The sequence below is a fragment of the Gordonia sp. AC31 genome (assembly GCF_031844505.1).
GTDB lineage: Bacteria > Actinomycetota > Actinomycetes > Mycobacteriales > Mycobacteriaceae > Gordonia > Gordonia hongkongensis.
On the sequence record NZ_JAUZVK010000025.1, the window covers coordinates 11,513 to 23,675 of the forward strand.

The following is a 12,163-nucleotide window of genomic DNA, read 5'->3' on the forward strand; positions in this document are numbered from 1 at the left end:
GGTGAGATCCCCACACCCGAGCGGGTGCAGGGTCGTGAAAGATGTGAGGGTTAGACGCCCGGGTTGGCGATCACACCGCGCGCCGCCTTCGGGATACGCTTCGGCCGCTTCGGCGCCGACCGCACCCGCGCCGTCTCCTGAATGCCATGATGGTTCGGCTCCACCGGAACCGGCTGAGCCTCCTCACGGATACGTTCCTTCGCCCACCCCGGCACAGACGCCAACCGCGCCTGCACCTCATCAGAGTCGGGTTCGGTCTGCACCACCCCGAACGCATCCAGCATCTCGGCGACGGGGCGGAGGATCGGCACCGACGATGTGCCGCCAGTGGCTCCGAAAGCGATGAACAGCGCCGAAGCTAGGCGGTCGATGCGTGCCGTACGTTCCGGGTCATCGTCTAGTTGTTCGCTCATCAGCCCAACCCGATCTCTTGGAAGGCGCCCATCGCCGTGGAAACGAGGGCCACCATTTTGTCGATTGCGTCCTGCTGGGTGCGGGTGTCGCCGAACTTCGCTTTGAAGCTCTGCGGCTTAGCGGTGCCCAGGGGTAGTGAGAGTTCTCGGCAACGCGCGACAAACACCTTCGCGCCTAGGTACTTCGAGGTAGCACCCACGCGGTCACCCAACCCCCAGTGGCCTTGCCCGTTGTCGCCGATCAGGTAGGGCATCGCGTTCACCACATCGAACATGAACGCTGTGTCGGGGTCGGTTTCGCGGCGCCGCTTCCGCAAGTCCATGATCGCGGCCGGCGTGTACGCCTGCGTCACGCCTGTTGCTGCTGTCTCGAGCCGACGCCCCCAACCCTGTTGTGCAGCGCGGCCGATCAGCGGGACGGACATGTTGGCGAGGATGCTGTCCTTCAGGATCGGCATCAGGAACGCGTTCAGGATGTTTCCGAGCGACCCGACGCCGTAACCGTTGATGACGAGGTTGTCTCCCAGAACGTCCCCGGCATAGCCGATTACAGCCTCTAGGAGGGGGTTGACACCGGGCATCGACTGGCCCCCGGCAGTGATGCGACAAGGTCCGCCCGGCGCCTGGATGAGTTTGAAGTTCTCCACCCCCGACACCCGGCCGTGCATGTACACCGCGTGTGGACGTTCCGGCTGGGTGCCGAGAATCCCCGGCAGCTTGTACCCCTCGACATCGACCGGTTCGCCGGTCAACAGGTCGTAGGTGTCCTCCACATAGTTGGAGGTGACGTTCGCGATGGTGCGGGCCAATCCCGTGGCGAGGTTGCCGCCCAATGACGTGCCAGTCCGGAACCCTGACTTGTCGACGATGTCGACGAACAGGGTGCCGTTGCGCCAGCCCGTGCCCGCGCCCGGGAACGGTTCGGGATCGCCAGTTTTGAAGCGCCTCGGCTTGATCATCATCTCGGCGTCTTCAAGGATCGGTTGCATGATGTCCAGCCACGGCTGCTTGATCTGGCCGGTGATGATGGTGGCTGGTGCTGTTGTCTCCCCCAGCAGCTTCGGCATGGGCACGATCTGCGCCTGATCCCACAACCCTTCCGTCCATGTGGACGGGTCGGTGAGCTCGAAGTCCATGTTGAAGTTGGTGGCCTGATTGCGGAGCACGTTCATGCCCAGCGTCATCAGCCCGCCGACATCGACGGGGATGTACAGGAACTGCACCTTGGGCTGCTGAATCAAACTCACGGGCAGGAACGGGTTGGCCGCCATGTGCACGTGCTTGAGTTCGGCGATGTCGTCTAGGAACTCGATGGTGACCTTGTCGCCCTTGGCCGACTCGTCGAGAGTGACCGCCTTCTCCGGGTCAGAGAACCCGCCAACCCGGATGCCATCCTTCTCCACGATCACGTGGATGTTGGAGGTGTCCCGGGCATCCTGGTCGATCGCCCAGTGAGCCAGGTAGGTGCGGCGGTGGGGTTCCATCTCACGCGCCCACAGACAGAAGTCGTCCAGGTCGTCACCCGCGTAGGGGGTGACCGGGCTGTGTTGGATCGGCAGATCGAGCGTGATGGAACCAATCTGGTTCATCTTCTGCCCCAACTGGGAGCCCTCAAGGCGGTTGACCGCCTCACCGCGGAACACCCAATCGCCGTCATACAATTCGACGGTGGCTGGTTTCGCAGCCCGCTCGATCCGGGTGTAGCGGACCTGCCGCGCCCACGAACAGAACTCGTCGAGGTCGTCGCCTTCGTACGGGAGGATCACCCCGTACTTTCCGCTCACGCCTCAAGCCCCGACTCGGCAGACCAGAACCGGCGCAGAAGGAGCTTCGCTTTCGCGCCGGCCGGGCCGTTGATGATGACCGGCAACATGACCGGATCATCCGCGGTGCCCGTGTGCGGAGGGATCGGGTACAGCAGACGGACGCCACCCATCTGGCCACCAGCGTTGGACAGATCGGATGCAACGTAGGGGTCCATGGAACGTTCAGTCATCACCGACCACAGCTTGTTGATCGCAGGGGTGACGACCATGCGATCTGCCTGGTCCCCCGGAACCCATTTCGGGTCGATGTCCTGCTCTTGGTCGAAGCTGAAGTCCGGCAACGCGAACGTGGCAGTTCCGTTCGGCTTCAGTCCCCATTCCGGCCAGGCGTACTGGTCGGTCGGATTCCAACACGGCGCCCAGAGTGTGTGCTCCCCGTTCGACGGATTGGTGACCGTCACCTCCAGCTGCTGCGACTCGTACCGGGGTTCCAACGCCACTACCGACACAACAGCTTTCGCATACCCCTGCAGGTTCCAGTCCTTCTCCTGAGAGAACAGGATCTCCTTCTCCAACAGGAGGGTCAGCCACCGCTCCCCCGAGTACACGGAGGTGTACCGCCACGTCACCGGACGCAGCTTCGACACCGGCGAACCCCACATGAGCCGGAACCGCGACACCGTCGCCTCCACGCCCTCGCCCATGTCGTGGAGGTGCAGCGTCAACGTCATCCGCCGAACCGGCACCTCCTCGCCCGCCACATACCCACCAACCTGCATCGATCCCGACACGATCAAGGTGGTGAACTCGGTGGACCACATACCCTTCGGCCCCGGTGCGAGTTCCACCCCCTCATCACCGAAAGCACCGCCGGCACCGGAGATCTTGAAGTAGCCGGCCTCGTTCTCCAGCTCGATCGTCGCCTGCATCAGATACCCGCCATTTGTGCAGCGGCCCGACGGTCTTGTTCTCGCATACCTGCCTCAATCGCGTCCATCGGGGATGCCTGCACATTCCAGGTGTTGGTGACGTTCCGGCCGCTCCCCGCACCTGCGGGGCGGCGAGCGACGGTGGGCATGGGCCGGCGGGCGTTGATCGTTTCCAGGATCGGCATGTTCGCCTGTGCGGCATGACGGTTCACCACGTACTCGCCGCCCTCAAGCCACGCGGGAACGTCGCCCGAACCGGAGACTTGGCCGCCTGTGTGGTACCAGTGCGGAGACTGTGCCTGCCAGAAAGCCCACGCCTCGGATGGGGAGCCGTACCTCTCCTTGATGTACTCAGACCACGGACCAGCCTGCGCCGCCGCATCCGGGGTGAAGTACTGCGGCCACCGCTGCTTTTTGTCTTCGCCGAGGAACTGGCCGAGTCCGTATGCGCCGGACGAAGGGTTCTCGGCCTCGACGTCCCACCCAGACTCGCCGTTCCCAAGCCGAAGTGTGTCCAGCCACTGATCGCCAACCCAACCGAGCTGGCTCCACACCTTGAAGACAGCTTCCTTCGCGCCCGGCGTCCCGGCGGCGATGCCACCTTCGGGAACGTCCAGGATGATCGCGGGTGCGGGCGGAGCTGCTGGCGCGGCCGGAACCGGCAGATACTCCGGGGTGCTGGACTGCGGGGCGGGAGTGGTTTGCGGCGCCGTCGACTGCGGAGTCGTGGTGTTCGGCTGCAGCAGTTCCTGCTGCCTCTTCCGGCTCTCCTCCTGCTGCCGCATCAACTCCTGACCCGCACTAAGGAACCCCGGCGAGTCGTTGACGCCGAGCACACCGAGTAGCGACTTGACCTGCCCGCCGACGAAGTTCTCGGCCGCGAACCCAGCCCAACCCGAGAATGATGTCGGGTACGCCTTTTCGGGCGTCGTCGTCTTCGTCGTGGTGGTGTCCGGTTCGGGTGTGTACTTCGGTGCGTCGCTGCGACCGTCCTGGTTGTTGAACGATGGCACAGTGTCGGGGGTTTGCTGCCCCAGCGGGTTCGCTTCGTACGGGTTAGGAATCGGTGCCACACCAACCGGTCCGCTGAACCGAGAGTGCACGTGGTCCTGGTGACCGCCCCAATCGTCGGCATAGTAGCCAGTATTCGACTCGTCAGACCTGCCAGCCCAACCGATTTTCTGCCCAGTCGCAGGGTTCATCCAGATGATCTGCTCGACCTCGGGGGATGACGGGGCGATGCTGAACAGATATTCGGCGAACCCTTGCAGGGCGTCGACCGCGCCGCCCCAGTCGATCCCGCGGTTGAGACCTTGCGGGTTGGGTGCAAAACCGGCTTCTGCTCGATCATCCGACTGATGGCCTGCGTAGGTGGACGGTTCCACGTTGTACTTGGCGCCGAGGTCGGTGACCCACTGCGGGAACGGGTCTGCCTCGGATGGCAGCCCGTAAGTGCCGACCAAACCTCCGTTGGCGAACCGGCCGGCGTTGATCTGGTCCATGAACCCGACGCCGTACTTACCCACCGATGCTGCGTTGACGACGTATTCGCCGTTGGACAGCATCGCCGGAATCACGTCGTCCCGAGGACCACCGGGACCCGACACCGGGCCACCGGCCGCGAGGAGGTCGATGTTCGGGGTGTCGATCGTGAATCCCTTACCGCCGATCCCCCACACGTTGTCGGGAATCTTCATCGAAAAGCTGAAGTTGTTCCACGCGCTGATCATCCAGTTCAGAGCGCCCTTGAAGGTCTCTTTGAGCGGGTCCCAGATTCCGGCGATGGCGTTGCGGATTCGCCCGGGCATGTCCTGGAAGAACCGGACCAGTTCGCCTGCCTGGCCGACGATTACGTCTTTCTTATCCGTCAGCGTGTTCGTCACGGTCGCCCAGATGTCGCCCCAGAGGTCAACGAACCACTGCGCCGTCTCCGTCACCCGCTGAATGGCGCCGACAACGAAACCGAGCGCGTCGACAACCCTCGGCACCACATTCGTCGCAAGCTGAGCGAACACGTTGATGACGGTGGCGATCACGGGTAGCGCGATCTCGAGGAACTGAATCATGATCGGCAGAAGCGACATGGCCAGCTCCGCCAACACAGGCAGCAGCGGCGCCATCGCCATGTACCAATCCATCTGCGCCTGAGCGATGGTCACCAGGTGCGGCATCAACGCCTGCACCGCCTCGACAAGCGCGCCGGACAAGATCGTGCCGATCTCCGTGAAAGCCGGTGCGAGTGTCTGCAGCAATGGTGCTAGCTGTTCGGCCCACTGCGCGACGAACGGCTGCAGCGCCTGGAACGCGGCACCTAGAGCACTGGCCAGGGGGGTCAGGATCTGCGCGACCAGGTTGGCCATGAGCGGCAACATGGGGGCGAACGCGAGGAGTAGATCGCCCGCGGCGGCGACGAGTGCCGACAGCGGCGGGCCTAGCTGTGCGAGCGCTTCGCCGAGTGGTGCGAGCAAGGGTGTCAGCGCCTGCCCAAGGGTGGAAAGTAGTTCACCCAGTGGCGGCAGGACGGGTAGGAGTGCCTGGCCGAGACCCGAGATTAGGTCCGCGAGTACGGGCAGGACAGGTCCGAGGCCGACCGCGACGGCGTTGATGAACTCTCCGAGGGTGGGCATGATGCTCGCCAGCGACTGCGCGAGGATGTTGCCGAGTTGCCCGAGGAACGGACCTGTCGTGGCGACGAGTTGGCCGATCGACTCGAACAGGATTCCCATACCGGGGCCGGCGGCGGCACCCATCTGGATGAATCCCTCGGTGATGCCGGCGATCATGGGTGCGAGGCCGGACATCATCGCCTGCGTGCCCGACAGGAATGCCTGCATCCCACCGTTCGCTGACAGTCGGGCGAACACATCCGACAGTTGCGACAGGGTGTCTTTGAAGGTGGTGTTGATGAACCCGGCGATGTCCACCATCACCGTGCGGAACCCACCCATGTTCTGGTTCGCGAAAGCGGTGACCGAATCGCCGAGCCCGTCGAACATGGCTTGCTGGGTGGCTTTCCGCAGCTCAGTCCACGCCGGTCCGAGGGCACGCATTTGCAGCACGAAGTCTTGGGCGGCCGGCGCGAGGCGCGCCATCGCCTGAGCGAACTTGTCCACCCCACCGGATGCGGCGGTGGTGGCTTCGTTCTGCGCCGCGGCAAGCTCGCGGGTAGCGACAATCAGCTGCTGCTGCGCGTCCTGGACGGCCTTGTTCGCGTCGTCTCGGCGTTGGACAGCGTTCTGCACAATGTCGGAACCACCAACCCCCGCCTGGTTGGCGCGGGTCGTATCGGCGCGCTGGTCGGCGGTGCGCGACTTCGCCTCCCGTAGACGCTGCAACGCGTCACGCACATCAACTTCAGCCTCAGCACGATCCACCCGAGTGGAGCGGGGGTCTGCGTTGACCTCCATCCGGCGCTCGCGGGCACGCGCCAAACCGATCTCGGCCCGTTCCTGCGCGATCTCCGCCGACACGAGCTGGTCATTCATGTCCCGCAGGTAGCGGGACGCTTCTTCGTACGAGTCGTTCAGATCCCGTTGGGCCTGCACTGCCGCGCGTTGTGCATCCGCCACGCCGTCTTGGGCGTCCTCCACCCCGCGCATCGCATCCGCGACCGCGTCCTGCTTGTCCACCAGATCCTGCGCTGCGGCACCAGCATTCGCGGTCTGCTCAGTGAGCGCGGAGAACGCATCCCCGATACCGACACCGCCGACGATGCCGACCGCGCCCATAGCTCCCAGCGCAGATGCAGCACCACCCGCGGCGCCGGCAACACCCAACAGCGCAGGAACGAGCGCAGTGATGCCCGCGGCCAACGCAGTGAACTTGACCTTCTGCATCGTGGTCAGCGAGCGGGTGGCGTTCTGCGCTCCCCCACTGACACGGTCGAGGCCGCTGGTGTTGACGTTGATGTTGATCCTGCGATCCAGCCCGGCCAACAGTTGCTGCAGCAACAAGATGTTCTGGATGCCACGAACATCGACGTCGATGACGGTGCGCACATCGCCAGCCGCTTGCAGACGTACCACCGCGGCAGCCAAGTCCCGCAACGCCCGCGACGTGGTCTCCAGCTCCGCGGTCGACAGGTTCGACGAGAATGTCACCCGGGTGACGGCGTTCAGATCGCCGATCGCCCGGATGCGGGCCATCTGCTGCGCCAGATCCCGCAATGACCGTGCCGTAGCTTCGATCTGGGCGGAAGACGCACCCGACAGGTCAACCCGCACATCCACCGACTCATCCCGCAGAGCGCGGAGTTGGGCGCGCAGACGTGCCAAGTCAGCGCCGACATCAATGTCGAACTCGACCTGCATCCGCTCAAGGTTTCGGCGGATCTCGTTCGCCAAGCCCGACATGTTCGCGGAGATGTCGATCTTCGCTGAACCGGCACTGTAAACGGCCAAGTCAGATCTCCTCTCCGAGCCCGCGGGCAGCAACACTCAGCAGATGGTCGAAAGCGAGCTCGTCCGCGAATCGTTCAACCGCAGGGATTGGCACGTAGGGTTGGGCGTCGCTGTTGACGCGGTAAATACCGGCCAAGATGCGCTCAAGAAGCGCGATGATGCGGGCGTAGTCGTAACGCTCTTTCGTGAACCCGCGGAACGACGGAGCCTCCGCCGGCTCCGGTGGCTGATAGTTCGCCGCCCGAGCCCGCGCTAGCTCTTCGTCCTCATGCAGTGCCGCAATGTATCTCGACCCCTCCTCGAGCCCATCGATGAAGTCGAGGAGGTCACGCCAGTCCCGTTCGTGACAGAACCAGTCGTTCAGGTCGATGCCGTAGAAGTCCTGAAGGTCACACCGGATGTGTGCCCCGTAGCCTCCGATGAGGTCTACGAGGCTGGCGTACCCCCCGGTACATCAGCAGCCCCCTGGCCGCGGAAGTAGTTGATCAGGGTGTAGCAGAGGCCGATGAACATCTCTTCGGCGTCTGCACCGGTCGACTGCGCGTACCGCTCGAACCCGTTGATAACACGGTTGAGCGCGAGGGTGCCGCCCAGAATCTCGAGCACACCGGGAAAGTCGCCCGCTGCAACAGCGCGGTTGAAGTCGATCTTCCGTCGAAGGTCCTTGGGGGCTGTGAACACGACGTCCTCATCGATACCGTCGCCGAAGGTGTCCGCGGTGATGACGTACGGTTCGAGCTCAACGCGCTTCTTGCCGAGCTTCATCGAGCGGGCGCGTTCCCGGAATCCCTCGAACTGTTCGATGTTCGCCTCGATGCGCTCGTCTTCGGTGCGCTCCGCAGCCTTCGGGGCGGCCTTCTTCGCCGTCGACTTCCGGGCCGTCGACTTACGTGCGGTGGGTGCAGACATGGGTCAATCTCCTTGGGTGATGGTGGGTGATGAGTGGGTGAAGTCCCCCGGCGCCGCGTCACCCAACACGGCGCCGGGGAACAACTCAGACCTCGACCGGGGTGACGGCGAACGTGCCGCCGGTCAGACCCGCACCGGAACCGGTGACCGACGCACCATCCGGGGTCGCGACCGTCCAGTTCGGGGCGGTGCCGGTGACGGTCCAGTCCGCGGCGTCGTAACCGTCGTCGAGAGCGACGAGCGCCGACTTCACCGCGGCGGCGGTGGCGTTGTAGGCGATGCCGGCGGTGGTGTTGCCCTTGTACGACAGGGTGAAGGTGCCGGCCGAAGCTGCACCCACGCCGACAACGAACTGGCCGCTGGTGAAGCCCATGTCTGCGAGGAGGGGTTCGAAGCCGGGGCCGTCGATACCGAACTCGTACAGATCCTCGCCGTCCTGGTTGAGGGACAGCTCAAGATCGGGCATTGCTTCCGCATCCTGGGCGAGGGAGATCTTGCCGCCGGACTCGATCGACAGCTTCCGGAACCACCACCACTGCCAGATCGGCTCGAGGGTTTCGTCGTTGACGTCCTCACCGAGAACGAAGAACGTCCAGTACCGAATGGGGCTGAGGGCGCGCTTCTTCGCGCGGAACCCGCCCGTCGCGGTCGTCTGGAACTCGCCGGCCTGAAGGTTGGTCTGCAGCTCGTGCACGATCTTGCGTGCTTCCTGCGGACCGATCTCGAGCTTTCCGCCCTCCGACTGGATCAGCCGGCGCGACGGCGACGAGTTGCCGTACGTCTCGATCGGCGTGATGTCGATCTCGGGGGTGAATGATGCGCCGGTCTTCTTCTTGATGCCGCCGAGCGACTTGAGACCAGCCAGCGAACCCGGGACGAGACCGTCTTCGTCGAAGAGTGGGTCGGGGGCGCCGACGCCCTTCTCCCACGGCTTCGCCATCACCAGCAACTTCTGGGCGACAACGATTCCGAGCTCGTTCGCCTCCCGATACAACTCAACCTGTGAGGCCATCAGACCTTCTCCTTCCGCCCGATGTTGGGCATGACAAATGCCGCGAACTCGGGCGTGAGCACGCGGTAGTGAAAATTGTTGTTAGGGTGTGCGTTTCTTGGTGGCCACCTGGAATGTGGCCTGGAACATGCGGTGGTCAGGGTTGAGGAACACCAACTGCTGCTGGGTTTCCTCGATGCCGAACGACCGCACATTGGAGCGGACACCACCAGGGCGTTCCACAATGCCTCCGTCGCCGTACTTGCGGGTGAGTTCGTCCTCCAGGAACTGCATCACCTTCACCGACGTGTCGTACGCTTCCGCAGTGACCTCGAACTGCACTGGCGTGTAGCGGAACACGTCATCCATCACCGTTCCCGGCATGATGTGCACCACCACCACAACCTCGCCCTGACGGATGAGATTGTCAGCGTGCTGGTGCCGTCGCGTGCCTGCCCACCCTCCAGGGGTGCACCGGTCCAACTCGATCTGCACCATGTCGCACGCCAGGTCGCCGATGTCGTCGAACGCCGGCCGGTAGTCGACGGGGAACTGGAAGGTCACGTGAACCTCGCCAGCATCCGCAACACCTGATCTAGGTCGTGCGCACCATCAACCTCAGTGCCATTGCGGTCGTAGCCGAACTCGTGCGGCAGATCCTGCACCACATGCTCACCGACATGCACCGACGCCACCCACCTATCCCGGTTGGGTCCACCGATCCTGGTGCGAACCTGCACATCCCGGGCAAGCTCGCCCGTCTGCTTCGCCACCAACGCCTGATACAACAAGGCAGCAGTGTTGGCTCGGGACTCCACGAGACGCCGCATCTCCGGAGAGACCAGCACCTCACCAAGCCCCCGGAAGCCGTGCGCGCGACCCACCTTCACATCACGCACCAGACACCTCCCGCAAACGAACCAGCTTGTACCCGAAATCCTCACCGGTCATCGGATGAACTTGATCCCACATCGGCCGGCCCACCACACGAAACGTTGACCCGTCCGGCAACTCGACCTTGTCCGACGCCACCACATCAGCCCCGCGAGGGACGTACAGGTCCACGTCCGTGGTCTGCACGTCCTGGAACTGGGTGTTGGAAGCTGTGGCATTCCAGTCGACACCGCACGACTCGATCGTGTGAGATGCGTCGTCCCCGATGGGATCTCCGTGACGGTTCCGAGCGGGAACCCGGATGATCGTCACCGTCTGGCCGAATGGCAGGTTCACAGGCCCGTGCACTCCATCGACACCGCATCAGAGCGGCCGTCCAGCAGGATCATCTCCTGCTCAGTGATGTACAGATTGCCTTCCGGATTGCGGAACGCGACCTGTGTGGTGAACGGACCCATCACACTCATCCCCGACGACTGTCCTTCGTGGCCGGAAGCAAGCATCGCCCGCTTCACCATCGCGCACGACAGCATGACCGCGGCCTGTGCATCGACGTCCCCTGATTCAATGCGTGCATCGAGGTCGGGGAACCACACTCGTAGCCACACAGCAGCGTCACCGAGGAGGGTATCCGCCTGGGATGCCTCCTCATTGGACAGAACTCGCCAACGAGCAGTGAGATCAGTACTGGTGGCATACGCAGACATCAGGACTCCGTTTCCGTCTTCCTGGGCCTACCGGGACGGCGTTTCGTCTCGACCGGCTTGTCTTCGACAGGCTCGGCCGGCTCCTCGCGCGGCGCCGGAGTTGCTGGCTCCTGCAGCACGTTGAGTCGGTCGAACCGCTCCACATGGTCGGGGTGGATCTGCACCTCGGCCCCGCAATCGGCGCGACGAACCCGCCCGTCCGGGTCGACGTAAGCCATCGACCCGAGACGGACGGTGCGGGTGGCAGCCATCAGGCCGCCAGACCCGTCAGCTTCAGCACGTTGTACGGGTTGGTGACCGCGAACACCGGGCGGATGGACGACTGCACCACGGTCGACTCAGTCGAGTCGTCCCGGTAGGTGACCGTCTTGAGGCCCTGTTCGTAGCGGACCTGTCCGACCTGGCCCTCCGCGACCGCATAGGCGGTGCCCGGGGTGACGATGTTCGACACCGCGACGCTGAATCCCTGCGCCCGCAACCACGCATCGGCGTCGCCGTAGATGATCGACAGATTCGCGTACTCGTCGGGGTTCAGGATCAGCAGCGTGTACTCGGCGCCGAGTTCCTGCTTCTGCCCGCGCTTGCGGATCGTCGCGAGGTCGGCCGCCGGCAGCGCCGCCTTGTTCTCCGTCGAGATCGTGAGCGCGGTTGCATCAGCCCACGAGGTGCCGGTGATCTGCACGTCAGAACCGACGGCGGTGATGCTGGCCTCGAGTTCGGTGAGCGCACGGGCGTGCAGCCACCGCTGGATGTCGTTGCCCAGCTTGACACCCTCGGACTGGATGAGGGACATGTCGTTGCGGTCGCGGGCCTCGTCGGTGACACGGAACTTGCCACCAAACTTCTCAACCTGAGCGGTCTTCGGCTCGGGACGATCGAACGTCACCTCGGGGAACTCAGCACCCGGCGCGACCTTCTGCCCACCTCGAACGGGAAACAGGTCGTTGGCGGTGAGCTGCGTGTAGACCAGCGCACCACCGGAGACGCCACCACCGTTGGAGAAGATCCGCTCGGCGAAGTAGCCCTTGAGCGCGACGTTCGACAGGTAGTTATTGATGCGCGTCGGCTCTTTGAGCATGAGGTCGACGGTCAGGTTGTTGCCCGACACCTGAGGGGCGCCGAGCGGGTACTCCTGCGAGTAGTAGGTTGCCATT

The 12,163-nt window shown here is 64.0% G+C and carries 12 protein-coding genes; all 12 read right to left on the minus strand.

Annotated features, from left to right (window positions below; all coding sequences use genetic code 11):
- Positions 1–50: 50 nt before the first annotated feature.
- On the minus strand, positions 51–413 hold the full coding sequence (locus Q9R39_RS21050; RefSeq protein WP_311278149.1) for a hypothetical protein: 363 nt from the start codon (positions 411–413) through the stop codon (positions 51–53).
- Positions 413–2,197, minus strand: a complete 1,785-nt coding sequence (locus Q9R39_RS21055) for a hypothetical protein (RefSeq protein WP_311278150.1) — start codon at positions 2,195–2,197, stop codon at positions 413–415. The genes Q9R39_RS21050 and Q9R39_RS21055 overlap by 1 nt, the downstream gene beginning before the upstream one ends.
- The gene (locus Q9R39_RS21060; RefSeq protein ID WP_311278151.1) at positions 2,194–3,108 is read right to left on the minus strand and encodes a hypothetical protein; all 915 of its coding nucleotides are present in this window, start codon (positions 3,106–3,108) and stop codon (positions 2,194–2,196) included. Before Q9R39_RS21060 ends, Q9R39_RS21055 begins: the two co-directional genes overlap by 4 nt.
- Positions 3,108–7,508, minus strand: coding sequence for a hypothetical protein (locus Q9R39_RS21065; protein WP_311278152.1), 4,401 nt, complete (start codon positions 7,506–7,508; stop codon positions 3,108–3,110). The genes Q9R39_RS21060 and Q9R39_RS21065 overlap by 1 nt, the downstream gene beginning before the upstream one ends.
- A 426-nt stretch (positions 7,509–7,934) precedes the next feature.
- Positions 7,935–8,417 carry a hypothetical protein gene (locus Q9R39_RS21070; RefSeq protein WP_311278153.1) on the minus strand — a complete coding sequence of 161 codons (483 nt, stop codon included), beginning with the start codon at positions 8,415–8,417 and terminating at the stop codon, positions 7,935–7,937.
- 85 nt (positions 8,418–8,502) lie between these two features.
- A complete protein-coding gene (locus Q9R39_RS21075) occupies positions 8,503–9,429 on the minus strand; it encodes a hypothetical protein (protein WP_311278154.1) in 927 nt (308 codons plus the stop codon).
- An 81-nt stretch (positions 9,430–9,510) separates the two neighbouring features.
- On the minus strand, positions 9,511–9,972 hold the full coding sequence (locus Q9R39_RS21080) for a hypothetical protein (RefSeq protein WP_311278155.1): 462 nt from the start codon (positions 9,970–9,972) through the stop codon (positions 9,511–9,513).
- On the minus strand, positions 9,969–10,307 hold the full coding sequence (locus tag Q9R39_RS21085; RefSeq protein WP_311278156.1) for a hypothetical protein: 339 nt from the start codon (positions 10,305–10,307) through the stop codon (positions 9,969–9,971). The genes Q9R39_RS21080 and Q9R39_RS21085 overlap by 4 nt, the downstream gene beginning before the upstream one ends.
- The gene (locus Q9R39_RS21090) at positions 10,300–10,614 is read right to left on the minus strand and encodes a hypothetical protein (protein ID WP_311278157.1); all 315 of its coding nucleotides are present in this window, start codon (positions 10,612–10,614) and stop codon (positions 10,300–10,302) included. Before Q9R39_RS21090 ends, Q9R39_RS21085 begins: the two co-directional genes overlap by 8 nt.
- A gap of 20 nt (positions 10,615–10,634) precedes the next feature.
- The gene (locus Q9R39_RS21095; protein WP_311278158.1) at positions 10,635–11,009 is read right to left on the minus strand and encodes a Gp19/Gp15/Gp42 family protein; all 375 of its coding nucleotides are present in this window, start codon (positions 11,007–11,009) and stop codon (positions 10,635–10,637) included.
- On the minus strand, positions 11,009–11,260 hold the full coding sequence (locus Q9R39_RS21100; protein ID WP_311278159.1) for a hypothetical protein: 252 nt from the start codon (positions 11,258–11,260) through the stop codon (positions 11,009–11,011). Before Q9R39_RS21100 ends, Q9R39_RS21095 begins: the two co-directional genes overlap by 1 nt.
- Positions 11,260–12,162, minus strand: coding sequence for a major capsid protein (locus Q9R39_RS21105; protein ID WP_311278160.1), 903 nt, complete (start codon positions 12,160–12,162; stop codon positions 11,260–11,262). Before Q9R39_RS21105 ends, Q9R39_RS21100 begins: the two co-directional genes overlap by 1 nt.
- Position 12,163: the final 1 nt, after the last annotated feature.

Coding starts and splice junctions, on each gene's coding strand:
- Q9R39_RS21070 (WP_311278153.1), bottom strand. CDS start 8,417: ATGTCTGCACCCACCGCACGTAAGTCGACGGCCCGGAAGTCGACGGCG.
- Q9R39_RS21075 (WP_311278154.1), bottom strand. CDS start 9,429: ATGGCCTCACAGGTTGAGTTGTATCGGGAGGCGAACGAGCTCGGAATC.
- Q9R39_RS21060 (WP_311278151.1), bottom strand. CDS start 3,108: ATGCAGGCGACGATCGAGCTGGAGAACGAGGCCGGCTACTTCAAGATC.
- Q9R39_RS21050 (WP_311278149.1), bottom strand. CDS start 413: ATGAGCGAACAACTAGACGATGACCCGGAACGTACGGCACGCATCGAC.
- Q9R39_RS21095 (WP_311278158.1), bottom strand. CDS start 11,009: ATGTCTGCGTATGCCACCAGTACTGATCTCACTGCTCGTTGGCGAGTT.
- Q9R39_RS21105 (WP_311278160.1), bottom strand. CDS start 12,162: ATGGCAACCTACTACTCGCAGGAGTACCCGCTCGGCGCCCCTCAGGTG.
- Q9R39_RS21100 (WP_311278159.1), bottom strand. CDS start 11,260: ATGGCTGCCACCCGCACCGTCCGTCTCGGGTCGATGGCTTACGTCGAC.